Raw genomic sequence first — 22,787 nt, 5'->3', positions numbered from 1 at the left:
TTGTCTCGGGTCCGGTGAACAGCGTGGTCGAGGCGTGCAAGGCGAAGTCGGATGAGCTGAACCAGCATGCCGAGGAGCAGGACACGACCTCGAACAGCAACTGAGGTCCCTCCCGGCCCCGCCGGGAGAGCGCAGGAGCCCCGATCCCACCCCGTGCAGGGGAGGGGATCGGGGCTCCTCGACGTGCTGAGGGGTCGCGGGCGATCAGCGGTAGTTGATGAACTGCAGCGCGACCTCGAGGTCCTTGCCCTTGAGCAGGGCGATGACGGCCTGGAGGTCGTCGCGGCTCTTGGAGGAGACCCGCAGCTCGTCGCCCTGGATCTGGGCCTTCACGCCCTTGGGGCCCTCGTCGCGGATGATCTTGGAGATCTTCTTGGCGTCCTCGGTGCTGATGCCCTCCTTGAGGGCGGCCGCGAGGCGCACCTCCTTGCCGGACTGCTTGGGCTCGCCCACCTCGATGGCCTTGAGGGAGATGCCGCGGCGCAGGAGCTTGGTCTGCAGGACGTCGAGGACGGCCAGCACGCGCTCCTCGGCGTTCGCGGTCATGACGATCTCGTCCCCGCTGAGGGTGAGCGAGGCGCCGGTGCCGCGGAAGTCGTAGCGCTGGCCCACTTCCTTCACCGCCTGGTTCACGGCGTTGTCGACCTCCTGGCGGTCGAGCTGGCTGACGATGTCGAACGATGAATCGGCCATGGGGTGCCTTCCTTCCTCGGGGGTTCCCTGCCCCTGCATGATGCACGATCCCCCGATGATGCCCGATCCGGGCGCTGCGCCGGGAGGGGCCGTGGCCCTGTGTGCCGAGGGAGAGGCGATCCGCGGGCCGTGCCGGATCGGAGCGGGACGCGTCGGCCGGGCCGCCGGCGGCGGGCCGACGATCCCCGTGACCCGGTGCTGACCCGGCGCTGCCCCGGTGCCGAGCGGGCACCGAATCCGCCGGAGGCATCGAAACTGCAGGTCAGAAGCCCTGTGACCATGGTCATGCGGCGGAGAGGCCTCCCGGGTTCGCGCACCGTCGCCCACCCCGCTATGCTTTCCGAGTCCGCTTCCGGCGGCCCTCGCACCTGGTTCCCAGGGGTGGAGGACGACGGGGGAGGCCAACCCGGCAGGTTACCCGAGTGGCCAAAGGGGGCTGACTGTAAATCAGCTGGCATTGCCTACGGGGGTTCGAATCCCTCACCTGCCACCGCGGAGGGTCCTTGTGATCCGAAGCACCGGGAACACCGCGAGAATTGCTCTCCGAGCAGGGATTGTGTAGTGTTCACCGGGTTGCCCTGATAGCTCAGTCGGCAGAGCATCTCCATGGTAAGGAGAAGGTCAAGGGTTCGATTCCCTTTCAGGGCTCTGATGGATGCCGGCCCGGTCTCGTCTCGAGATCGGGCCGTCGCATCGATCACGCCGGGGTAGCTCAGACGGTTAGAGCGCACGACTCATAATCGTGAGGTCGCGGGTTCGATCCCCGCCCTCGGTACCGCACCGGTCCTACCGGCGATAAGATTCATCTCCCCGCGAGGGGACCCAGCCAGGCGCGCGGGCGAGCGCGCTTCTCGGAACGAAAGAGGCGAGTCGTGGCGAGCAAGAGCTCTGACGTGCGTCCCAAGATCACCATGGCCTGCACCGAGTGCAAGGCCCGCAACTACATCACCAAGAAGAACCGTCGCAACACCCCGGATCGGCTGGAGCTCTCGAAGTTCTGCCCGACCTGCGGCAAGCAGACGGCGCACCGCGAGACCCGCTGACCGGGTCTCCCCAGCGCGACACGACAGGCCACTCGGGGCGACCCGGGTGGCCTTCGTGCATCCTGGGGGGAGGTGCGCCACGGGCGCGCCGTCCTCACGGCCCGCAGGCCACCACGCCCGCGGGCCCGCCGTCGGACCTGCGGCTCCGCAGTGCCACCGCCTTCGATCGCCCGGGGGATCACCCGCCCGGGCACCCTGGGAGAGACATGACCACCACCCCGGATCCGTCCTTCGCCGGTCGCACCTACCCCGCAGGGGCCGTGCACGAGGTCTCGAGCGCGAAGATCGCCGAGTTCGCGCGCGCCACCGGCGCCACCTCCCCGCTGCACCTCGATCCCGAGGCGGCGCGCGCGGCCGGCCACGCGGGCGTCGTCGCACCGCCCACCTTCCTGGTCTCCCTCGCCCAGGCCACCGAGGCGCAGTACATCGAGGACCCGGCCTCGGGGATCGACTTCACGCGCGTGGTCCACGGCGAGGAGGGGTTCACCCTCGAGCGCCCCGTCGTCGCGGGGGATCGGCTCGTCCCGACGCTCACCGTCGAGTCCGTGCGCGCCGCCGGCGGCCACGCCATGGTCACCACCCGGGTGGACATGACCGACGAGGCCGGCGCGCCGGTCGCGAGCGTGCGCAGCATGCTCGTCGTCCGCGGCGACTGACCCGCCGCAGCGACGGCGGCTCCTCGCGGCGACCTGCCGCACAGGGCCCGCCCGCCCCCTCCCCGCAGCGCCCCGGCACCGACGCCGGATCCCCGACCTCCCGCGGCCCCGGCCGCCCCACGCCCCTGGAGATGCGATGAACGACCTCGACCTCAGCACCCTCGAGAAGGGCCAGGTCCTCGCCCGGCGCGAGCACCGGCTCAGCCGCGACACCCTGGTCCGCTACGCGGGCGCCTCCGGCGACTTCAACCCGATCCACTACAACGACACGGTCGCCGAGGCCGCCGGCCTGCCCGGCGTCATCGCCCACGGCATGCTGACCATGGGCACCGCGATCACCGGCCTGCTCGAGGAGCTCGGCGACCCCTCGCTGCTGCGCGAGTACTCCACCCGCTTCACCAAGCCCGTGCCCGTCCCCGCCACCGGCGAGACCGTGCTCGAGGTGACCGCGACCGTCGGCGCCGTCGACCCCGAGGCCGGCACCGTCCGGATCGACCTCACCGCCGTCACCGCGGAGGGCACCTCGGTGCTGGGCCGCGCCCGCGCCGTCATCGCGCTGCCGGTGCAGGCATGAGGCTCGCCGACCTCACGACCCTGCGGATCGGCGGGGAGATCCGGACCCTCGTCGAGGCGACGACCGAGCAGCAGGTCATCGACGCCGTCTCCGCGGCGGACGCCGCAGGGGAGCCGATGCTCGTGCTCGGCGGCGGCTCCAACCTCATCGCCTCCGACGCCCCCTTCGAGGGCACCGTCGTCCTGCTGAAGGACCCCGGGACCCCGCCCGGCCTCGACGCGACCTGCGAGATCCCGACCTCGGGTGAGCCCGACGGCAGCCCCGCGGATCCCGCCGCCCTCACGCCGCTGGACCCCACCTGCGGCGGCGCGATCGTCGAGCACTTCGCCGGGGTCAGCTGGGACCGCGCCGTGCAGTACGCCGTGGCGCGGGAGCTCGTGGGCATCGAGGCGCTCTCCGGCATCCCCGGGACCGTGGGCGCGACCCCGATCCAGAACGTCGGCGCCTACGGCCAGGAGGTCGCCTCGACGATCACCCGGGTGCGCACCTGGGACCGCGAGCGCGGGGCCGTGCGCACCTTCTACGCGGGCGACTGCGACTTCGCCTACCGCGACAGCATCTTCAAGCGCACGCCCTTCACGGGCGGTGCGCCGTCGGCCACCGGCCGCTACGTGGTGCTCTCCGTGAGCTTCCAGCACACCCTCGGCTCGCTCTCCGCCCCGGTGCGCTACGCCCAGCTCGCCGCGGCGCTCGGCATCGAGGTGGGCCAGCGGGCGCCGATGGCGGAGGTGCGGGGGACCGTGCTGCGGATCCGCGGGGAGAAGGGCATGGTCCTGGATCCCGCGGACCGCGACACGTGGAGCGCCGGCAGCTTCTTCACCAACCCGATCCTCCCGGCGGCGGAGGCCGAGCGGTTGCCCGAGGACGCCCCCCGCTTCCCCGCGGGCGACGGCCTCGTGAAGACGAGCGCCGCCTGGCTCATCAGCCATGCCGGCTTCGACCGCGGCTTCGCGGTGGGGGAGCGGGCGAGCCTGTCCACCAAGCACTCCCTCGCACTGACCAACCGCGGCGGCGCCTCGAGCGAGGATCTCGTGGCCCTCGCCCGCGCTGTGCAGGCCGGGGTCGCCGAGCGCTTCGGCGTCGCGCTGCACCCGGAGCCGGTGCGGCTCGGCGTCGACCTCTGATCCGGGGACGGCTGACCCGGGGCGGCTGATCCGAGGCGGCTGGCCGGGGACGCCGCCCAGGGCCGCGACGCTGCGGGACGGCGTGGACGATCCTGCCCGGGGCGGCGCGGCGATCTAGGATGGAGGGACGGCCCATGCCCGCCGATCCACCCTTGCCGCAGGAGGCCCTGTGAACGACGTCCTCTCCCAGTCCATCGCCGATCTCGACCCGGACATCGCCCAGGTCCTGGATCGGGAGCTCGCCCGCCAGCAGCGCACGCTGGAGATGATCGCCAGCGAGAACTTCGTGCCGCGCGCCGTGCTCCAGGCGCAGGGCTCGGTGCTGACGAACAAGTACGCGGAGGGCTACCCCGGTCGCCGCTACTACGGCGGCTGCGAGGAGGTCGACGTCGCCGAGGAGATCGCGATCCAGCGCGCGAAGGACCTCTTCGGCGCCGAGCACGCGAACGTCCAGCCGCACTCGGGCGCCACCGCGAACGCCGCGGTCATGCACGCCCTCGCCCGCCCCGGCGACACCCTCATGGGCCTCTCGCTCGCGCACGGCGGCCACCTCACCCACGGCATGAAGATCAACTTCTCCGGCCGCCTCTACGACATCGTGGCCTACGAGACCGAGCCTGGCACCGGCCTGATCGACATGGACAAGGTCCACGCCCTCGCCGTCGAGTCGCAGCCCAAGGTCATCGTCGCCGGCTGGTCCGCGTACACCCGCCAGCTCGACTTCGCGCGCTTCCGCGAGATCGCCGACGAGGTCGGCGCCGCGCTCTGGGTCGACATGGCGCACTTCGCGGGCCTCGTCGCCGCGGGTCTGCACCCGAGCCCCGTCCCCTACGCGGACGTCGTCTCCACCACCATCCACAAAACCATCGGCGGCCCCCGCTCCGGCATGATCCTGTGCAAGGAGAAGTGGGCGAAGAAGATCGACTCCGCCGTCTTCCCCGGCCAGCAGGGCGGGCCCCTCATGCACGTCATCGCCGCGAAGGCCGTCGCGCTCAAGGTCGCCGCCTCCGAGGACTTCAAGGATCGCCAGGCCCGCACCCTCGAGGGCGCGAAGATCCTCGCCGAGCGCCTCCAGCAGGAGGACGCCGCCGCCCAGGGCGTGAAGGTCATCTCCGGCGGGACCGACGTGCACCTCGTGCTCGTGGACCTCGTGGACAGCGAGCTCGACGGTCAGCAGGCCGAGGACCGCCTCCACGAGGTGGGCATCACCGTGAACCGCAACGCGGTCCCCAACGATCCGCGTCCCCCGCGCGTCACCTCGGGCCTGCGCATCGGCACCCCGGCCCTCGCGACCCGCGGCTTCGGCGCCGAGGAGTTCACCGAGGTCGCCGACGTCATCGCCCTCGCCCTCACGGGCGGCGCGGACCTCGAGTCCCTGCGGGCCCGCACCGCGGCCCTCGCCGAGAAGAAGCCGCTCTACGCAGAGCTCCAGCAGTACTGATCGACGTTCGCGGGGCCCGGCCGATGCCGGGCCCCGCGCTCGTCCCCGACCGTTCCCAGCGCTCCCCGGAAGGAGCCCCATGACCGCTCAGATCCTCGACGGCAAGGCCACCGCGAAGGCCATCAAGGCCGAGCTCGCCGAGCGCGTCAGCGCCCTCGTCGACGCCGGCCACCCCCAGCCCGGCCTCGCGACCGTCCTCGTGGGGGAGGACCCCGGCAGCGCCGCGTACGTGCGTGGCAAGCACCGCGACAGCGCCCAGATCGGCCTGAACTCGATCCAGCGCCACCTCCCGGCGGAGACCACCCAGGCCGAGCTCGAGGCCGTCATCGACGAGCTCAACGCCGATCCGGCGTGCACCGGCTACATCGTGCAGCTGCCGCTGCCCGCGCACATCGACACCGACGCGATCCTCGAGCGGATCGACCCCGCGAAGGACGCCGACGGCCTGCACCCGATGAACCTGGGCCGGCTCGTGCTCAACGCCTACGGCCCGATCTCCACGCCGCTGCCCTGCACCCCGCGGGCCGTCGTCGAGCTGCTGCTGCGCCACGACGTGGACCTCAAGGGCAAGGACGTCGTCGTGGTGGGTCGCGGCGTGACCGTCGGCCGCTCGATCGGGGCGCTGCTCACGCGCCGCGCGATCAACGCGACCGTGACCCTCACCCACACCGGCACCCGCGACCTCCCCGACCACCTGAAGCGGGCGGACGTCATCGTCGCCGCGGCGGGCGTCGCGCACCTCGTGCGACCCGAGGACGTCAAGCCCGGCGCGATCGTGCTCGACGTGGGCGTCTCCCGGGTCGAGGACCCCGAGGGCGGGAAGGCGACGCTCGTGGGCGACGTGGACCCGGCCGTCGCCGAGGTCGCCTCCTGGATCTCCCCGAACCCCGGCGGTGTGGGCCCCATGACCCGCGCGCTGCTCGTGCAGAACGTCGTCGAGATGGCGGAGCACGCCGCAGGGACCGGCCCCGCCGCCTGACCCGCTCGCCGCACGCGCACGAGGCCGCCCCGGCCGGTGATCGGGGCGGCCTCGTCGCGTGCGGACGCCCCCCGGTGACGGCGCTCCGGGGGAGGGGCGCGGGCGGCGGGCGTCGGCCCGCCCTGGAATACTGGCGGGCATGACCTTCACACTCGCCACCGTCAACGTCAACGGCCTGCGCGCCGCCGCCCGGAAGGGCATGGGCGACTGGCTCGCCGCGACCTCCGCGGACGTCGTCACCCTCCAGGAGGTGCGTGCGCCGGACGAGCTGCTCGCCGACCTCATGGGGGAGGGCTGGAGCATCGTCGGCGAGGCGTCACGGCTCAAGGGCCGTGCGGGCGTCGCGATCGCGGCCCGCACCTCGCTCGAGCGGATCGATCTCGAGGGCGTGCGGCGCGGCCTGCCCGGCCTCGAGGAGGAGGACGCGCACTCGGGCCGCTGGCTCGAGGCGGACCTCGGCGACCCCCTCGGCGACGGCCAGGACCTCACCGTCATCTCCTGCTACATGCACTCCGGCAGCGTCGACAAGCCGCAGACGATGGTCGACAAGTACGCCTTCCTCGACGTCGCCCTCGAGCGCCTCGCCGCGCTGCGGGCCGACGGCCGCCACGTGGTCCTCACCGGCGACCTCAACATCGCCCACCAGAACAACGACATCAAGAACTGGAAGGGCAACCTGAAGTCCGCCGGGTTCCTGCCCGAGGAGCGCGCCTACCTCGACCGCCTCCTCGTCGAGGGCGACTGGGTCGACGTGCACCGCCGTCTCGCCGGCGACGTCCCGGGTCCCTACACGTGGTGGTCGCAGCGCGGGAAGGCCTTCGACAACGACTCGGGCTGGCGCATCGACTACCAGCTGACCACCCCGCACCTGGGGGAGCGGGCGACCGCCGCGCAGGTGGACCGCGCCCCGAGCTACGACACCCGCTGGTCCGACCACTCGCCGCTCGTGGTCACCTACGACTGATCCGACGCCCTCCTCCGGGACGACGGAGCGCCCGGCCCCCTCGAGGGGGCCGGGCGCTCCGTCGTGCGGGGGCCGCCCCGCAGGTGGGCGGGCCCCGCAGGATCAGACGCGACCGCGGATGACGGCCTGCTTGACCTCGGCGATGGCCTTGGTGACCTGGATGCCCCGGGGGCACGCCTCGGAGCAGTTGAAGGTCGTGCGGCAGCGCCACACGCCCTCCTTGGAGTTGAGGATCTCCAGACGCTGCTCGCCGGCGTCGTCGCGCGAGTCGAAGATGAAGCGGTGCGCGTTGACGATCGCGGCCGGGCCGAAGTACTGCCCGTCGGTCCAGAACACGGGGCAGGACGAGGTGCACGCCGCGCACAGGATGCACTTGGTGGTGTCGTCGAAGCGCTCGCGCTCCTCCGCGGACTGCAGGCGCTCGCGGCTGGGCTCCTGACCCTTCGCCACGAGGAACGGCATGATCTCGCGGTAGGACTCGAAGAACGGGTCCATGTCGACGATGAGGTCCTTCTCCACCGGCAGGCCCTTGATCGGCTCGACCAGGATCGGCTTGGAGATGTCGAGGTCCTTGAGCAGTGTCTTGCAGGCCAGACGGTTGCGGCCGTTGATGCGCATCGCATCGGAGCCGCACACGCCGTGCGCGCACGAGCGGCGGAAGCTCAGCGAGCCGTCCAGGTGCCACTTGATCTCGTGCAGGGCGTCGAGCACACGGTCGGTGCCGTGCATCGTGACGGTGAAGTCCTCCCAGGAGGAGTCCTTCCCGGAATCCGGGTCGAAGCGGTTGATGCGGAGGGTGACCTCGAAGGAGGGGATCTCCGCGGCGGAGGCCTCGGGGGCCGGGGTCTTCTCGGCGACGGCGGTCATCAGAACGTACGCTCCTTCGGCTCGTAGCGCGTGATCACGACGGGCTTGGTGCCGAGCCGGATCGAGGTGCCCTCGGCACCCTCCTCACCCTCGAGGGTGCGGTAGTACATCGTGTGGTGCAGGAAGTTGACGTCGTCGCGCTTGTCGAAGTCCTCGCGGAAGTGGCCGCCGCGGGACTCCTTGCGGTACAGCGCACCGAGTGCGACGGTCTCCGCGAGATCCAGCAGGAAGCCGAGCTCCACGGCCTCGAGCAGGTCGAGGTTGTAGCGCAGGCCCTTGTCCTGGACGGCGACGGTCTCGTAGCGCTTCTTGAGCGCCTCGATGTCCGCGAGCGCCTTCCGGCAGGTCTCCTCGGTGCGGAACACCTGGACGTGGGCGTCCATGGTCTCCTGCAGGTCGCGGCGGATGTCCGCGACGCGGTCCTCGGTGGCCGGGCGGTCGCGGAGACGCTGCAGCAGCTCGACCGTCGGGATCTCGACGCCCTCGGGCAGCTCGGGGGACTCGACCGTCGCCGCGTGCTCCGCGGCGGCGATGCCGGCGCGGCGACCGAAGACGTTGATGTCCAGCAGCGAGTTCGTGCCCAGGCGGTTGCCGCCGTGCACGGACACGCAGGCCACCTCGCCCGCGGCGTACATGCCGGGGATGACGTCCTCCGCGTTGCGGAGCACCTCGCCGCGGATGTTCGTGGGGATGCCGCCCATGGCGTAGTGCGCGGTGGGGAACACCGGCACCGGCTCCGTGTACGGCTCCACACCCAGGTAGGTGCGGGCGAACTCGGTGATGTCCGGGAGCTTCGCGTCGATGTGCGCGGGCTCGAGGTGGGTGAGGTCCAGCAGCACGTAGTCCTTGTTCGGACCGCAGCCGCGGCCCTCGCGCACCTCGTTGGCCATCGCGCGGGCGACGACGTCGCGCGGGGCGAGGTCCTTCAGCGTCGGCGCGTAGCGCTCCATGAAGCGCTCCATGTTGCTGTTGCGCAGGATCGCGCCCTCGCCGCGGGCCGCCTCGGAGAGCAGGATGCCCAGGCCCGCGAGGCCCGTCGGATGGAACTGGAAGAACTCCATGTCCTCGAGCGGGATGCCGCGGCGCAGCACCATGGCGGGGCCGTCGCCGGTCAGCGTGTGCGCGTTCGAGGTGGTCTTGAAGACCTTGCCGAAGCCGCCGGAGGCGAAGACCACGGACTTCGCACGGAAGACGTGGATCTCGCCGGTCGCGAGCTCGTAGGTGACCACGCCGGAGGCGCGGACGCCCTCGTCGGTGCGAGGGTCGCCGGTCATGAGGACGTCGAGCACGTAGTACTCGTTGAAGAACTCCACCTGCTGCTTCACGCAGTTCTGGTAGAGGGTCTGGAGGATCATGTGGCCGGTGCGGTCCGCGGCGTAGCAGGCGCGGCGCACGGGCGCCTCGCCGTGCTCACGCGTGTGGCCGCCGAACCGGCGCTGGTCGATCTTGCCCTCGGGCGTGCGGTTGAACGGCAGGCCCATCTTCTCGAGGTCGAGCACCGCGTCGATGGCCTCCTTGGCCATGACCTCGGCGGCGTCCTGGTCCACCAGGTAGTCGCCGCCCTTGACGGTGTCGTAGGTGTGCCACTCCCAGTTGTCCTCCTCGACGTTGGCGAGGGCGGCGCACATGCCGCCCTGCGCCGCGCCGGTGTGGGAGCGGGTGGGGTAGAGCTTGGTGACGACGGCGGTGCGGGCGCGCTTGGAGGCCTCGAGGGCGGCGCGCATGCCGGCGCCGCCGGCGCCCACGATCACCACGTCGTAGTCATGAGTCTGCATGGTCGGTGAGTGCTCCGTTTCGATCGCGATATGCGGGACGGCCGAGCCGTCAGCCCTGGCAGACGGCGGGCAGGAGGCTGGGCTCCGCGCCGGCCGGGCAGGGGTTGAAGGTGAAGATCACGAGGGTGCCGAGCACGATCGTGACGACCACGGCGACGAGCAGCAGGCCCTTGAGGACCAGGCGCGGCGTCGAGGAGCGGGCGTAGTCGTTGATGATCGTGCGCACGCCGTTGCCGCCGTGGATGAGGCCGAGCCACAGCATGAGCAGGTCCCAGACCTGCCAGAAGGGGTTGGCCCACTTGCCGGCGACGAAGGCGAAGTCGATGCCCTTGACGCCGAGGCCCAGCCAGAGGTTCACGAAGAGGTGGCCGAAGATGAGGATCACGAGCAGGGCGCCCGAGGCGCGCATGAACATCCACGAGAGCATCTCGGTGTTCACGCCGCGCTGGCCGGTGCGGCGGTAGCGCGTGGTGGGATCGGGGATCCGCGTGGGGGAGGTCTGTGCGCTCATGGTCAGGCTCCGAACATGTGCATGAGGTGGCGGGGGAGGAAGCCGGCCATGAGGACCACCCACAGCACGACGACGCCCCAGAACAGGCCGCGCTGGTGCTTGGTGCCCTTCGACCAGAAGTCCACCAGGATGATGCGGAGGCCGTTCAGCGCGTGGAACACCACGGCGCCCACCAGGCCGATCTCGCCGAGGCCGAACACCACCGTCTTGTAGTGCCCGATCACCTCGTTGTACGCCTCGGGGGAGACACGCACGAGGGCGGTGTCGAGGACGTGGACGAGCAGGAACAGGAAGATGAGCATCCCTGAGATGCGGTGAGCGACCCAGGACCACATGCCCTCGCGTCCGCGATACAGCGTCCCGGATTGGGCGGAAGCCACGGAGTTCCTCCAGAAGCGTCGGTTGAGTCGTCGGCGGACGGGATGACGGGCGGGCCCGCAGGGGCCTGTCGCGCCGCACCCGGCCCGACGGCTGCAGGGCCCGCACTGGGGACCCGCAGAGGGCCGGTTCACGACACGGCGACATCATCATCGCCCCCGACAGGGGCCCCGCCAGCGTAACACCATGACGTGCGCTTTCTGTCCCGCGCGCGGCGGTGTCGGGTCGGTCCCCGGCGCCTCCACGGAGGGGTCGCAGGACGCCGCTACCCTGGCCGCATGCCCGAGGCCCCCTTCGTCCCCGTCATCCCCGCAGGCGGCTCCGGCTCCAGACTGTGGCCGCTCTCACGGCGTGAGCGCCCCAAGTTCCTGCTCGATCTGACCGGCACCGGATCCTCCCTGCTCGAGCAGACGATCGAGCGCCTGCTCCCGCTGGCCGACGCCCCTCCCGTGGTCGTCACCGGCGCCGTGCACCGGGCCGCGGTCGAGGAGCAGGCCGCCGGGCGCGCGCGCGTGATCGCGGAGCCCTCGCCGCGCAACTCGATGCCCGCGATCGCGCTCGCCGCCGCCGTCGTCGAGCGGGAGATGCCGGACGCCGTCATCGGCTCCTTCGCCGCGGACCATCTGGTCGCCGACACCGCCGCCTTCGCCGAGGACGTCCGCGCCGCGCGCGCCGCCGCGGAGGACGGCCACCTCGTCACCCTCGGCATCGTCCCCACGCACCCGGCGACGGGCTTCGGCTACATCGAGCGCTCCACCGCGCCGGTGGCGTCCGTCCTCGAGCGCGCGGGGGCGCTGCCCGTCTCCCGGTTCGTCGAGAAGCCGACCCGGGAGGTCGCGGAGGAGTTCCTCGCCTCGGGCCGGTTCCTGTGGAACGCCGGCATGTTCGTGGTCCGCGCGCGGGTCCTGCTCGACGAGCTGGCCGTGCAGATCCCGCCGCTCCCCGAGGGTGTGCGCAGGATCGCCGCGGCCCGCGGCACCGCGCAGGAGCAGGAGGTGCTCGAGGAGGTCTGGCCCTCGCTGCTCTCGATCGCGATCGACCACGCGCTCGCGGAGCCGCTCGCCGCGCGCGGCCGCGTGGCCGTGGTGCCGGCCCGCTTCGACTGGGACGACGTCGGCGACTTCGCCGCGCTGGCGCGGCAGCTGCGCTCGCCGGCGGCCGGCGGCGGCGTCCGGACGGTCGGCGCCGCCGACGGGACCGTCCGCGCGGAAGGTGTCGACGGGGCCGGTGACGGCGCCGGAGGTGGGGGAGATGTCCGGGTGCTGGGCACCGCCACCGTGGATGCCGTCGGCTCCCGGGCCACGGTGTACGGTGCCACGCATCGTCACGTGGCCCTCGTCGGCCTCGACGGGATCACCGTGGTCGATGCCGAGGACGCCCTCCTCGTGCTCGACGAGGACCACGCCCAGGAGCTCACGCGGATCGTCTCCGCCCTGTCCGGCGCCGGGAGGGACGACCTGCGCTGAGGTCCGCGCGGGGACGGGGAGCAGGAGCAGGGCCGGGCGGGGGAGACCCGGCAGTCGCCGCCCGCGACCGCGGGCGGCCAGGATCGAGGGACGGGCCCCAGGGACCGTCCGGAAGGCAGGACGCACGTGCAGGCGCAGCAGGTTCAGCAGGAGCAGCACCCGGGCGGACCGGAGCAGGCGATGCTCGGCCCCGACGGGCTCATCATGCGCACCGTCCACGAGCGCTCCGACCACCTGCGGGGGATCCGCCGCCACCTCCACCGCCACCCCGAGCTCTCCCACGAGGAGCACGGCACCACCGACTACATCGCCGAGCAGCTCGAGGCGCTCGGTCTGAAGCCCGTGCGCATGCCGCGCACCGGTCTCATCTGCGACGTGCCCGGCAGCGACCCCTCCCTGAAGCCCGTCGCCCTGCGCGCGGACATGGACGCGCTGGGGATCCCCGAGCTCTCCACCGTCTCCTTCCGCTCGAGCGTCGAGGGCGTCTCCCACTCGTGCGGACACGACGTGCACATGAGCGCCGTGCTCGGCGCGGCCATGGCCCTCGTGCGGGTCGCCGAGGAGGGGCACCTGCGCCGCGGGGTGCGCCTGATCTTCCAGCCCTCCGAGGAGCGCCACCCCTGCGGCGCGCTCGAGCTGATCGGCGAGGGTGTGCTCGACGGCGTCGACTCGATCTTCGCCCTGCACTGCGACCCGGGCGTCGACGTGGGTCACGTGGGGCTCAAGGTCGGCCCGATCACCTCCGCGACCGACCCGGTCACGGTGCAGGTGCGCGGTGCGGGCGGCCACACCTCCCGCCCCCACCTCACGCAGGACCTCGTCTTCGCGCTGAGCTCGATCGCGACCGGCCTGCCCGCGGCCCTCACCCGTCGCATGGACCCCCGCTCGGGCGTGAACCTCACCTGGGGCTCGATCCACGCGGGCTCCGCCTTCAACGCGATCCCCAGCTCGGGCACGCTCGAGGGGACGCTGCGCTGCCTGGACCACGACGCCTGGGACCGCGCGGAGGAGCTGCTCGAGGAGCTCCTCGCCGATCTCGTGCGGCCGTGGGGCGTCGAGGCCCGCGTGACCCATGACCGCGGCGTGCCGCCGGTCTCGAACTCCGCCTCCTCGACCGCGGTGCTCGAGGCCGCCGCCTCCGCCGTGCTGGGCCGCGCGAACGTGGACCCCACCGCGCAGTCCCTGGGCGGCGAGGACTTCGCGTGGTACCTCGAGAAGGTGCCCGGCGCGCTCGCCCGGCTCGGCACGCGCACGCCCGGCGGTCGCAGCTACGACCTCCACATGGGGGACCTCATGATCGACGAGCGCGCGATCGGCAACGGCGCCGCGGTGCTCGCCACGGCGTGCCTGCAGCGCGACCTCGTCGCGCAGCGCGGCTGAGGCGCCGCGCCCCCGGCCGAGCACGACGGTCGCCTGCCGGCCATCTGCCCGTCGCCCGCGCGACGATTTCATAACGGTTCGAGACCGGGACCGCGACGGCGTCTCACGGAGTGTGCGGCGCGGCTAGTCTCCGGAGGACTGCGACGTGGTGACGCCCGACACCGGGCGCGTCCGGCATCCCTTTCCTCGGAGGAACTTCATGAAGAGCATCTCGCGCGCGATCGCCCTCACGGGCGCCGGCATCCTGACCCTGGCGGCCTGCGGCGCCCCGCCCGAGGAGTCCGCCTCCTCCGGTGGCAGCGACGGCGGCTCCGGGGCGACCTCGGACTTCAAGGCCTGCATGGTCTCCGACTCCGGCGGCTTCGACGACAAGTCGTTCAACGAGTCCGGCTTCACCGGGCTGACCGCCGCGAAGGAGAAGCTCGGCATCGAGACCTCCACCGCCGAGTCCACCGACCCGGCCCAGTTCGCGACGAACATCGACAACCTGGTCTCCCAGGACTGCAACCTCATCTTCACCGTGGGCTTCCTCCTCGCCCCGGCCACGGGCACCGCCGCCCAGGCCAACGAGGACGTCGAGTTCGCGATCATCGACTCCACCGCGCAGGACGCCGACGGCAACGCGATCGAGGTCGACAACGTCAAGCCGCTCTCCTTCGACACCGCACAGGCGGCCTACCTCGCCGGCTACGTCGCCGCGGGCACCTCGAAGACCGGCAAGGTCGCCACCTACGGTGGCATGCAGATCCCGACCGTCACCATCTTCATGGACGGCTTCGCGGACGGCGTCGCCAAGTACAACGAGGTCCACAAGGCCGACGTGCAGCTCATGGGCTGGGACAAGGACACCCAGAAGGGCTCCTTCACCGGCGACTTCGAGGACCAGTCCAAGGGCAAGGCGCTCTCCGACACCTTCTATTCCCAGGGCGCGGACATCGTCATGCCGGTCGCCGGTCCCGTCGGCTCCGGCACCCTCGCCTCCGCGAAGGAGGCCGACGGCCGCTACGTCGTGTGGGTCGACTCCGACGGCTACGAGTCCGTGGACGACGATGCCGCGAAGCCGCTCATCCTCACCTCGGTCATGAAGGGCATCGCCCCCGCCGTCGAGGACGTCGCGACCGCCGCCTCCTCCGACGAGTTCTCCAACGAGCCCTACGTGGGCACGCTCGAGAACGAGGGCGTGGGCCTCGCCCCGTACCACGACCTCGACGCCCAGGTCCCCGACGAGCTCAAGTCCGAGGTGGACCAGCTCAAGGCCGACATCATCTCCGGGAAGATCACCGTCGAGTCCGACGCCTCCCCGCAGAACCTCGGCTGAGACCGCACCACCAGGTGGCCGCCGCCCCCGTCGAGACCCTCGACGGAGGCGGCGGCCACGCCCCTGCGGTGCCGCCCCGGCACCGCCCACCCCGACGGAGAGAGCAGGCGTGAAGCTCGAGCTCAGAGGGATCACGAAGGTCTTCGGCACCTTCGTGGCCAACGACGCGATCGACCTCGTGGTCGAGCCCGGAGAGATCCACTCCCTGCTGGGGGAGAACGGCGCGGGCAAATCCACCCTCATGAACGTGCTGTACGGGCTCTACCGGCCCGACGGCGGCGAGATCCTCCTGGACGACGAGCCCGTCCGCTTCAGCGGCCCCGGCGACGCGATGCGCGCCGGCATCGGCATGGTGCACCAGCACTTCATGCTCGTGCCGCCCTTCACCGTCGCCGAGAACGTCATGCTCGGCAACGAGCCCGGCACCTTCGGGTTCCTCGACCTCGCCTCCGCCCGCCGCACCGTGCGCGAGCTCTCCGCCCGCTTCGGCTTCGACATCGACCCCGACGCCGTGGTCGAGGACCTGCCCGTCGGCGCCCAGCAGCGCGTGGAGATCATCAAGGCCCTCTCGCGCCAGGCGAAGGTCCTCGTGCTCGACGAGCCCACCGCCGTGCTCACCCCGCACGAGACCGACGAGCTCATGGGCATCATGCGCCAGCTGCGGGACGAGGGCACCTCGATCGTCTTCATCACGCACAAGCTCCGCGAGGTCAAGGCCGTCGCGGACCGCATCACCGTGATCCGCCGCGGCCGGATCGTCGGCACCGCCGATCCCTCCGCGGACCAGACCGAGCTCGCCTCCCTCATGGTGGGCCGCTCCGTCGCCCTCGACCTCGACAAGGCCCCCGCCGCCCCCGGCGAGGTGGCCCTCGAGGTGCGCGGCCTCGGCGTGACCGACGCCGACGGCGTCGTGCTCCTGGACGACGTGGACCTCGACGTGCACCGCGGCGAGGTGCTCGGCGTCGCGGGCGTGCAGGGCAACGGCCAGACCGAGCTCACCGAGGCCCTGCTGGGCCTGCAGAAGGGCGCCCGCGGCTCGATCCGCCTCGACGGCGCCGAGCTCGTGGGCCGCAGCACCCGCCAGATCCTCGACGCGGGCGTGGGCTTCGTGCCCGAGGACCGCACCCATGACGCGCTCGTCCCCGACTTCTCCGTGGCGGAGAACCTCGTCCTGGACCAGCACCACCGCGCGCCCTACGCGACCGGCGTGCTCCTGCACCCCGAGGCCGTGCGCCGCCGCGCGACCGCGGAGGTCGAGGAGTTCGACGTCCGCACCGGATCGATCGACGACGCCGTCTCGACCCTCTCCGGCGGCAACCAGCAGAAGGTCGTCATGGCCCGCGCCCTGGGCCGCGACCTCTCCCTGTTCATCGCCTCCCAGCCCACCCGCGGCGTGGACGTGGGCTCGATCGAGTTCCTCCACCGCCGCATCGTCGCCGAGCGCGACAAGGGCACCCCGGTCATCATCGTCTCGACCGAGCTCGACGAGGTCATCCAGCTCTCCGACCGGATCGCCGTGATGTACCGCGGCGGGATCCTCGGCATCGTCCCCGCGGACGAGGACCGTGACGTGCTGGGCCTCATGATGGCCGGCTACACCGCGGAGGCCGCCCGCGAGGCGGTCGCCGCGGGCGCCCGCACCAGCGACACCACGCTCGCCGACGAAGGAGACATCGTATGAGCGCCCCCACCGAGGGCCAGGCGCCCGCGGTCGCCCCCGGCACCGCCACGCAGCCCGGCGACCCCGGCACCCCCGGAGCCGAGGCCGCCGAGCGCTCCGCCGGCTCGGTGCTGCAGTCGATCGCGCGCAGCAACGTGCTCGTCGTCGTGCTCGCCTTCGTCTTCGCCTTCGTCGTCGGCTCCGTGCTGATCCTCGTCTCCGACGTGGACGTGCGCGCCGCGGCAGGCTACTTCCTCTCCCGTCCGGGCGACCTCATCGGCGCCTCCTGGACGGCGATCACCGAGGCCTACGCGGCGATGTTCCGCGGGGCCGTCTTCGACCTCCCCGGCGCGCGCAAGGTCGCCGGCGACATCGCCGAGCGCGGCGGCAGCGGGCTGTACCTGCTGGGCCCCGCCTTCCTGCGCGGCATCAAGCCGCTGCTGGAGACCCTCACCGTCGCGACCCCGCTGATCATCGCCTCCGTCGGCATGGCGGTCTCCTTCCGCTCGGGCCTGTTCAACATCGGCGGCACCGGCCAGCTGATCGTCGGCGCGACCGCCGCGGGCTACGTCGGCTTCGCGATCGACCTCCCCGTCGTGATCCACCTGCTCGTCTGCATCCTCGCGGCGATCGTCGCAGGCGGCCTCTACGGCGGCATCGCCGGCTTCCTCAAGGCCCGCTTCGGCGCGAGCGAGGTCATCACGACGATCATGCTGAACTGGATCGCGACCTACGCCCTCGCCTTCGCGCTGACCACCTCCGCCTTCACGGGCGCGAACAAGGCCCAGCCCACCTCTCCCGCGATCGCGGGGACCGCGCGCCTCCCGCTCCTCGCGGGCGACCAGTACCGCCTCCACCTGGGCCTGGTCATCGCACTCCTCGCCGTCGTCTTCCTGTGGTGGCTCATGAGCCGCTCCACTCTGGGCTTCCGCTTCCGCGCCGTGGGATCGAACCCGCGCGCCGCGGAGGTCGCCGGCATAGACGTGGGCCGCAGCGCGATCGGCGTCATGGTCGTCGCGGGCGCCCTCGTGGGCCTCGCGGGCGGTGTGCACGTGCTCGGCACGGAGCAGCGGCTGACCGGCTCGATCGCCGGCTCCATCGGCTTCGACGCGATCACCGTCGCCCTGCTGGGCCGCTCCGGCCCCGTCGGGATCCTGCTCGCGGGCGTGCTCTTCGCGGGGCTCTCCACGGGCGGGCGGTTCATGGAGTCCGCGCAGGGCGTCCCGATCGACCTCGTGCAGGTCATCCAGGCGCTCGTGGTGCTCTTCATCGCGGCGCCGCCGCTCGTGCGCTTCCTCGTGGGCCTCGGCGGCGTGGACCGCCCCCGCGCGCCGCGCCGACGCACCGCGACCGGCGCGCACGCCGCCCCGGTCCTCGCGGCCGACGCCGCCGCGGTCGCCGCCGCGGAGGGGCCCGCCGCCCCGCGCGAGGGCGCCCACCGCGCCCCGGTCGAGCCCGCGGCCGACGGCGGGGCGCAGCCGCCGGGTCCGCCCGGCGATCCCGCGGAACCCGTCGGCCCTGTCGACTCGGCCGATCCCGCTGACCCCGCCGGCACCCACAGCACCGTGGACCCCAGCGGCCCCGACGCCCCGAAGGGGGAGGACGCATGAGCACCCTCGTCCAGGACCCGGGCCCCGCGACCGCGGACGCCCCCGTCGTCCCCGTGCGAACCTCCGAGCGGCTGCGCTCCTGGTGGCACCTGCCCACCGCGCTGACCGTGCTCGCCCTCGCGGCGCTGCTCGTCTTCGGCCTCGGCTCGCCCGCGGCCGACTCCACGACCTTCCGCCTCGCCGTCGAGGGCGACCTCAACCCCGGCGGCATCGTCCCCGGGGACGTGGCGATCCCGGCGCGGGTGCTAGCGATCGTCCTCGCGGCGCTCTGCCTCGTCATCGCGGGCGTGCTCTGGTGGGCCTCGGCGACGGTGACCGCGCTGGGTCGTTGGCGCACCGCGCTCGTGGTCGTCTTCGGGCTGCTGTGGGTGATCGCCTTCCTCGACTGGGCCTTCCACGGCGCGACCGTCGACGTCGGCGCCATGCTGCAGACCATGATGGTGCTCGCGGTGCCGCTCGCCTTCGGCGCCCTCTCCGGCGTTCTCTCCGAGCGCTCCGGCGTCATCAACATCGCGATCGAGGGCCAGCTGCTCATGGGCGCCTTCGGCGCCGTGCTCGTGGGCTCGATGGTGGGCAGCCCCTGGGCGGGCCTGATCGCCGCGCCCGTCATGTCCCTCCTGATCGGCGTGCTGCTCGCCCTGTTCGCCGTCGGCTACCGGGTCCAGCAGATCATCGTCGGCGTCGTCCTCAACGTCTTCGCGATCGGCCTGACGAGCTTCTTCTTCGGCACCGTCATGAAGCAGAACCCGCAGATGTTCAACCAGCCGCTGCGCCTGCCGACCCTGCGCATCCCGCTGCTCGCCGACCTCCCCGTGATCGGGCGGGTGCTGTTCGAGCAGAACATCCTTGTCTATCTCATGTGGATCATCGTCGCGGTGCTCACCGTCGCCCTGTTCCGCACCCGCTGGGGCCTGCGCGTGCGCGCCGTCGGCGAGCACCCCCGCGCCGCGGACACCGTCGGCATCAACGTCAATGGCACCCGCTGGGGCAACGTGCTGCTGGGCTCCGCCGTCGCGGGCCTCGGCGGGGCGACCCTCACCATCGGCACGGGCGTCGCCTTCGGCGAGGAGATGAGCGCGGGCAAGGGCTACATCGCCCTCGCCGCGATGATCCTGGGCCGCTACCACCCGGTGGGCGCGCTCGCCGCGGCGCTCCTGTTCGCCTTCACCGACGCCCTCCAGCTGCGGCTCGGCACCCTGCCCACCGGCAGCGGCGCCGGCATCCCCAGCCAGTTCCTGCTCATGCTCCCGTACATCGTCACCCTCTTCGCCGTCGCCGGCGTCGTGGGCCGGGTGCGCGTCCCGGCCGCCGACGGCGTGCCCTACGTGAAGCAGTGACCATGGGGGAGCAGGCGATGACGGCGAACGGCACCGGAGACGGCGCCGGCACGGCCGACGGTCGGGCCGGCGAGGAGTTCGCGGAGCTGCTCGCCGCCGCCCGCGAGATCGCCGAGCGCGCCTACACCCCGTACTCGCACTTCCGGGTGGGCGCCGCCGCGCTCACCGAGGACGGCCGTCTCGTGCGCGGCTGCAACGTGGAGAACGCCGGCTACGGCGTGACCCTGTGCGCCGAGTGCGGGCTCATCAGCGAGCTCGTCGCCGGAGGCGGCGGCCGGCTCTCCCGCTTCGTGTGCGTGGGCGGGGACGAGCACCTGGGCCGGGACGAGCGGCAGGTCGTCATGCCCTGCGGGCGCTGCCGGCAGCTGCTCTCCGAGCACGCGGGGGAGAGCCTGGTGGTGCTCACCCCCGCCGGACCGTGCACCATGGACGAGGTGCTCCCGCAGGCCTTCGGGCCCGCGGACCTCGAGCTTCCCTGACACCGCCGCCGACACCGCTCCTGAGGAGACCGATGAACCAGCCCGCCCCCGCCGTCGAGCCCTTCGACGCGGTCGACGTCATCCGCACCAAGCGGGACGGCCGCACCCTCGAGCCCTCCCAGATCGACTGGGTCATCGACGCCTACACCCGCGGCGTCGTCGCCGAGGAGCAGATGGCCGCGCTCGCCATGGCCGTCTTCCTCAACGGCATGGACCGCTCCGAGATCGCACGCTGGACCGCCGCGATGATCGCGAGCGGCGAGCGCATGGACTTCTCCGCGCTCGCGAAGCCCACCACGGACAAGCACTCCACCGGCGGCGTGGGGGACAAGATCACCCTCCCGCTCGCCCCGCTCGTCGCCTCCTTCGGCGTCGCCGTCCCGCAGCTCTCCGGCCGCGGCCTCGGCCACACGGGCGGCACGCTCGACAAGCTCGAGGCGATCCCCGGCTGGCGCGCCGCGCTCAGCAACGACGAGATGATGCGCCAGCTCGACGAGGTGGGCGCCGTGATCTGCGCGGCCGGCTCGGGCCTCGCCCCGGCGGACAAGAAGCTCTACGCCCTGCGCGACGTCACCGGCACCGTCGAGGCGATCCCGCTCATCGCGAGCTCGATCATGTCCAAGAAGATCGCCGAGGGCACGGCCGCGCTCACGCTCGACGTGAAGACCGGCGCCGGGGCGTTCATGACCGACGAGGCCGACGCCCGCGAGCTCGCCCGCACGATGGTGGACCTCGGCACCGACGCGGGCGTGCGCACCGTCGCCCTGCTCACCGACATGTCCGCGCCGCTCGGCCGCACCGCCGGCAACGGCCTCGAGGTGCGCGAGTCCCTCGAGGTGCTCGCGGGCGGCGGCCCGGCCGACGTCGTCGAGCTCACCGTCGCCCTCGCCCGCGAGATGCTCGAGGCCGCGGGCGTGCACGACGCGGACGTCGAGGCGGCGCTGCGCGACGGCCGCGCGATGGACTCCTGGCGCGCGATGATCGCCGCCCAGGGCGGGGACGTGGACGCCCCGCTGCCCACGGCGAAGCACGTCGAGGAGCTGCGCGCGACCGAGGACGGCGTGGTGACGGGGCTCGACGCGATGGGCGTGGGCGTCGCCGCCTGGCGGCTCGGAGCGGGCCGCTCCCGCCCGGGCGAGGCCGTGCAGGCCGCCGCGGGCGTCGAGATCGAGAAGCACCTCGGCGACGAGGTGCGCGCCGGGGACGTCCTCGCGCGCCTGCACACGGACACCCCCGAGCGGGTGGCCCGCGCGCTCGAGGCGATCGAGGGCTCCTGGACCCTCGCCGCTCCCGGCACCGCCCTGCCCGAGCGCCGCATCGTCATGGACCGCATCGCCTGACGTCTGGCAGCGGCTGCACCACGGCCACCGTCCCGCAGGCGCGGGGCGGGGGCCGTGTCACGTGCAGAGGCGGTGCGTCCGCGACGCCGCGGCCCTCAGGCCCGTCGCAGCGCCGGCAGGATGTGCTCGGTCATGAGCGGGGCGAGGCGGGGACCGGGAGCCGGGTCCTCGATGCTGATCCAGCGGTGGTCCGCGAGCTCGGCGCGCACCGCGAGCGGCTCCGGCAGGGCCGTGCGGCAGCGGAACACGGTCGAGCGCACGCGCGTGCCGGGCTCGTTCGCGGCGACCGCCTCGAACTCGCCGAGCACCTCGAGGTCCTCCGCGCGCAGCCGCACGCCGATCTCCTCCTCGACCTCCCGCAGGGCCGCCTCGAGCGGGCTCTCCCCGGGCTCGAGCTTCCCGCCCACCTGCATGTAGGAGCCGGTGCCGCGCTTGCGGACCGTCAGCAGCTCCTCGCCGCCGCTCCCCTCGCGGAGGAAGGCCACGGCCGTGATCTCGAGGACCGTGGGCGCCCCGGCGGTCCAGCGCTGGCGACGCTCCGCCTCGGCGAGCTGGGTGAGGCGGCGCAGCAGCGCCGTCCCCTCGTGCAGCCCCACCGGCCGCATCCCCGCACCGCGCCAGCGCTCGAGGTCGCCCCGCTGCTCCCGGGCGAGGGCCCAGCCGCGGCGCAGCAGCGTGAGCGGCGGCTTGCGTCCCTCGCGGAGGTCACGGGTGAGGCGCAGCGCGAACACCACGGGCACCGGCCGGTGCAGCACGATCGCGTCCGCGAGCAGGCCCAGCGCCTGCAGCGGGGCGATGAGCTCCGCGGCGAAGATCCCCTCGGCGATGACGAGCTCCGCGCCGTCGACGTCGAGCGTGGTGGTGCCCGTGCGGCGGGAGCGGGGGATCGAGTAGACGGGCACCTGAGCGCGCCCCTCGTGGGCGAGGGAGACGAGCGCCTCGAGCGCGGCCCCGGCGTCCCAGGAGGCCGGGTCGTCCCAGTCGACGATGCCGAAGCGACGGGGGAGGGAGGGATCGTCGTGGTCCCGGTAGAACTCGTCCAGCGGCACCGTGGGGAGCCCGGCGCGGCGGGACATCTCGCCCTTCCCGCTGCCTGAGGGCCCGGCCACGATGACGATCCGGCGCGGCAGGCTGGAGGCGGCAGCGGGAGCGGTCATGGACGTCGATTCTAGGCGCGGCGCCGGGCCTCGCT

Annotated in this window: 21 protein-coding genes and 3 tRNA genes; 18 read left to right on the top strand and 6 right to left on the bottom strand. The window is 72.7% G+C overall.

Translation table 11 applies throughout. The features are described from left to right. Positions 1 to 204: 204 nt before the first annotated feature. On the bottom strand, positions 205 to 693 hold the full coding sequence (locus ABD080_RS15135) for a YajQ family cyclic di-GMP-binding protein (protein ID WP_137770310.1): 489 nt from the start codon (positions 691 to 693) through the stop codon (positions 205 to 207). A 408-nt stretch (positions 694 to 1,101) separates the two neighbouring features. Here ABD080_RS15135 and ABD080_RS15130 point away from each other — a divergent pair. From ABD080_RS15130 to ABD080_RS15085, 10 genes are all read left to right on the top strand, one after another. Further along, positions 1,102 to 1,183 (top strand) — tRNA-Tyr (locus ABD080_RS15130). An 85-nt stretch (positions 1,184 to 1,268) separates the two neighbouring features. Next, positions 1,269 to 1,341, top strand: a tRNA-Thr gene (locus ABD080_RS15125). Between the two features lie 53 nt (positions 1,342 to 1,394). After that, positions 1,395 to 1,468 (top strand) — tRNA-Met (locus tag ABD080_RS15120). A gap of 97 nt (positions 1,469 to 1,565) precedes the next feature. Further along, positions 1,566 to 1,736, top strand: coding sequence for a 50S ribosomal protein L33 (gene rpmG, locus ABD080_RS15115; RefSeq protein ID WP_017823818.1), 171 nt, complete (start codon positions 1,566 to 1,568; stop codon positions 1,734 to 1,736). 206 nt (positions 1,737 to 1,942) lie between these two features. Continuing rightward, a complete protein-coding gene (locus tag ABD080_RS15110) occupies positions 1,943 to 2,392 on the top strand; it encodes a MaoC family dehydratase (RefSeq protein WP_137770311.1) in 450 nt (149 codons plus the stop codon). Positions 2,393 to 2,528: 136 nt separating this feature from the next. Continuing rightward, entirely contained in the window at positions 2,529 to 2,966 is a 438-nt protein-coding gene (locus ABD080_RS15105) for a MaoC/PaaZ C-terminal domain-containing protein (protein WP_343906068.1), read from the top strand. Further along, positions 2,963 to 4,090 (top strand): UDP-N-acetylmuramate dehydrogenase, encoded by a 1,128-nt coding sequence (locus tag ABD080_RS15100; protein WP_137770313.1) that lies wholly within the window; start codon positions 2,963 to 2,965, stop codon positions 4,088 to 4,090. Before ABD080_RS15105 ends, ABD080_RS15100 begins: the two co-directional genes overlap by 4 nt. Positions 4,091 to 4,259: 169 nt before the next feature. After that, positions 4,260 to 5,531: a serine hydroxymethyltransferase gene (locus ABD080_RS15095; RefSeq protein WP_137770314.1), complete on the top strand. Its 1,272-nt coding sequence runs from the start codon at positions 4,260 to 4,262 to the stop codon at positions 5,529 to 5,531. Positions 5,532 to 5,610: 79 nt separating this feature from the next. After that, entirely contained in the window at positions 5,611 to 6,510 is a 900-nt protein-coding gene (locus ABD080_RS15090) for a bifunctional methylenetetrahydrofolate dehydrogenase/methenyltetrahydrofolate cyclohydrolase (protein ID WP_137770315.1), read from the top strand. 139 nt (positions 6,511 to 6,649) lie between these two features. Next, positions 6,650 to 7,474, top strand: a complete 825-nt coding sequence (locus ABD080_RS15085) for an exodeoxyribonuclease III (protein WP_343906063.1) — start codon at positions 6,650 to 6,652, stop codon at positions 7,472 to 7,474. A gap of 102 nt (positions 7,475 to 7,576) precedes the next feature. Here the strand turns inward: ABD080_RS15085 and ABD080_RS15080 are convergent, their stop codons facing one another. From ABD080_RS15080 to sdhC, 4 genes are read right to left on the bottom strand one after another with little or no spacing between them, the layout of a single operon-like run. Then, entirely contained in the window at positions 7,577 to 8,341 is a 765-nt protein-coding gene (locus tag ABD080_RS15080; protein ID WP_343906061.1) for a succinate dehydrogenase iron-sulfur subunit, read from the bottom strand. Then, on the bottom strand, positions 8,341 to 10,116 hold the full coding sequence (gene sdhA / locus ABD080_RS15075; RefSeq protein WP_343906059.1) for a succinate dehydrogenase flavoprotein subunit: 1,776 nt from the start codon (positions 10,114 to 10,116) through the stop codon (positions 8,341 to 8,343). Before sdhA ends, ABD080_RS15080 begins: the two co-directional genes overlap by 1 nt. Positions 10,117 to 10,165: 49 nt before the next feature. Next, a complete protein-coding gene (locus ABD080_RS15070; RefSeq protein ID WP_137770319.1) occupies positions 10,166 to 10,627 on the bottom strand; it encodes a succinate dehydrogenase hydrophobic membrane anchor subunit in 462 nt (153 codons plus the stop codon). A 2-nt stretch (positions 10,628 to 10,629) separates the two neighbouring features. Further along, complete coding sequence (gene sdhC, locus ABD080_RS15065) at positions 10,630 to 11,007, bottom strand: succinate dehydrogenase, cytochrome b556 subunit (protein ID WP_103385101.1); 378 nt, start codon at positions 11,005 to 11,007, stop codon at positions 10,630 to 10,632. A gap of 276 nt (positions 11,008 to 11,283) precedes the next feature. Here sdhC and ABD080_RS15060 point away from each other — a divergent pair, with 276 nt between their 5' ends. The 8 genes from ABD080_RS15060 (at position 11,284) to ABD080_RS15025 (ending at position 21,595) form a co-directional block, all read left to right on the top strand. Beyond that, positions 11,284 to 12,471, top strand: a complete 1,188-nt coding sequence (locus ABD080_RS15060; protein WP_343906057.1) for a mannose-1-phosphate guanylyltransferase — start codon at positions 11,284 to 11,286, stop codon at positions 12,469 to 12,471. A gap of 126 nt (positions 12,472 to 12,597) precedes the next feature. After that, positions 12,598 to 13,851: an amidohydrolase gene (locus ABD080_RS15055; protein WP_343906055.1), complete on the top strand. Its 1,254-nt coding sequence runs from the start codon at positions 12,598 to 12,600 to the stop codon at positions 13,849 to 13,851. Positions 13,852 to 14,050: 199 nt separating this feature from the next. Continuing rightward, complete coding sequence (locus ABD080_RS15050) at positions 14,051 to 15,169, top strand: BMP family lipoprotein (protein ID WP_137770321.1); 1,119 nt, start codon at positions 14,051 to 14,053, stop codon at positions 15,167 to 15,169. A gap of 109 nt (positions 15,170 to 15,278) precedes the next feature. Then, positions 15,279 to 16,850, top strand: coding sequence for an ABC transporter ATP-binding protein (locus tag ABD080_RS15045; RefSeq protein WP_137770322.1), 1,572 nt, complete (start codon positions 15,279 to 15,281; stop codon positions 16,848 to 16,850). After that, the gene (locus tag ABD080_RS15040; RefSeq protein WP_343906052.1) at positions 16,847 to 18,439 is read left to right on the top strand and encodes an ABC transporter permease; all 1,593 of its coding nucleotides are present in this window, start codon (positions 16,847 to 16,849) and stop codon (positions 18,437 to 18,439) included. The genes ABD080_RS15045 and ABD080_RS15040 overlap by 4 nt, the downstream gene beginning before the upstream one ends. Then, positions 18,436 to 19,776: an ABC transporter permease gene (locus tag ABD080_RS15035; protein ID WP_343906050.1), complete on the top strand. Its 1,341-nt coding sequence runs from the start codon at positions 18,436 to 18,438 to the stop codon at positions 19,774 to 19,776. Before ABD080_RS15040 ends, ABD080_RS15035 begins: the two co-directional genes overlap by 4 nt. Positions 19,777 to 19,793: 17 nt before the next feature. Further along, a complete protein-coding gene (locus tag ABD080_RS15030) occupies positions 19,794 to 20,255 on the top strand; it encodes a cytidine deaminase (RefSeq protein ID WP_137771705.1) in 462 nt (153 codons plus the stop codon). A 32-nt stretch (positions 20,256 to 20,287) separates the two neighbouring features. Beyond that, complete coding sequence (locus ABD080_RS15025; RefSeq protein WP_137770325.1) at positions 20,288 to 21,595, top strand: thymidine phosphorylase; 1,308 nt, start codon at positions 20,288 to 20,290, stop codon at positions 21,593 to 21,595. A 95-nt stretch (positions 21,596 to 21,690) separates the two neighbouring features. Here the strand turns inward: ABD080_RS15025 and ABD080_RS15020 are convergent, their stop codons facing one another. Further along, complete coding sequence (locus ABD080_RS15020; protein WP_343906047.1) at positions 21,691 to 22,752, bottom strand: NUDIX domain-containing protein; 1,062 nt, start codon at positions 22,750 to 22,752, stop codon at positions 21,691 to 21,693. Between the last annotated feature and the right edge of the window lie 35 nt (positions 22,753 to 22,787).

Origin of the sequence: Brachybacterium rhamnosum (genome assembly GCF_039526185.1) — a bacterium.
In the GTDB taxonomy this organism is placed as follows: domain Bacteria; phylum Actinomycetota; class Actinomycetes; order Actinomycetales; family Dermabacteraceae; genus Brachybacterium; species Brachybacterium rhamnosum.
Note: the sequence above shows the minus strand (reverse complement) of the source record. Positions and strands in the feature narration are given on the sequence as shown.

What these genes read in the sequence shown, in the direction of transcription:
- ABD080_RS15105 (WP_343906068.1), top strand. Translation starts at nt 2,529, where the DNA reads ATGAACGACCTCGACCTCAGCACCCTCGAGAAGGGCCAGGTCCTCGCC.
- ABD080_RS15020 (WP_343906047.1), bottom strand. Translation starts at nt 22,752, where the DNA reads ATGACCGCTCCCGCTGCCGCCTCCAGCCTGCCGCGCCGGATCGTCATC.
- ABD080_RS15030 (WP_137771705.1), top strand. Translation starts at nt 19,794, where the DNA reads ATGACGGCGAACGGCACCGGAGACGGCGCCGGCACGGCCGACGGTCGG.
- sdhA (WP_343906059.1), bottom strand. Translation starts at nt 10,116, where the DNA reads ATGCAGACTCATGACTACGACGTGGTGATCGTGGGCGCCGGCGGCGCC.
- ABD080_RS15090 (WP_137770315.1), top strand. Translation starts at nt 5,611, where the DNA reads ATGACCGCTCAGATCCTCGACGGCAAGGCCACCGCGAAGGCCATCAAG.
- ABD080_RS15080 (WP_343906061.1), bottom strand. Translation starts at nt 8,341, where the DNA reads ATGACCGCCGTCGCCGAGAAGACCCCGGCCCCCGAGGCCTCCGCCGCG.
- ABD080_RS15035 (WP_343906050.1), top strand. Translation starts at nt 18,436, where the DNA reads ATGAGCACCCTCGTCCAGGACCCGGGCCCCGCGACCGCGGACGCCCCC.
- ABD080_RS15135 (WP_137770310.1), bottom strand. Translation starts at nt 693, where the DNA reads ATGGCCGATTCATCGTTCGACATCGTCAGCCAGCTCGACCGCCAGGAG.
- ABD080_RS15040 (WP_343906052.1), top strand. Translation starts at nt 16,847, where the DNA reads ATGAGCGCCCCCACCGAGGGCCAGGCGCCCGCGGTCGCCCCCGGCACC.
- ABD080_RS15070 (WP_137770319.1), bottom strand. Translation starts at nt 10,627, where the DNA reads ATGAGCGCACAGACCTCCCCCACGCGGATCCCCGATCCCACCACGCGC.
- ABD080_RS15110 (WP_137770311.1), top strand. Translation starts at nt 1,943, where the DNA reads ATGACCACCACCCCGGATCCGTCCTTCGCCGGTCGCACCTACCCCGCA.
- ABD080_RS15060 (WP_343906057.1), top strand. Translation starts at nt 11,284, where the DNA reads ATGCCCGAGGCCCCCTTCGTCCCCGTCATCCCCGCAGGCGGCTCCGGC.
- ABD080_RS15025 (WP_137770325.1), top strand. Translation starts at nt 20,288, where the DNA reads ATGAACCAGCCCGCCCCCGCCGTCGAGCCCTTCGACGCGGTCGACGTC.
- ABD080_RS15050 (WP_137770321.1), top strand. Translation starts at nt 14,051, where the DNA reads ATGAAGAGCATCTCGCGCGCGATCGCCCTCACGGGCGCCGGCATCCTG.
- ABD080_RS15100 (WP_137770313.1), top strand. Translation starts at nt 2,963, where the DNA reads ATGAGGCTCGCCGACCTCACGACCCTGCGGATCGGCGGGGAGATCCGG.
- ABD080_RS15085 (WP_343906063.1), top strand. Translation starts at nt 6,650, where the DNA reads ATGACCTTCACACTCGCCACCGTCAACGTCAACGGCCTGCGCGCCGCC.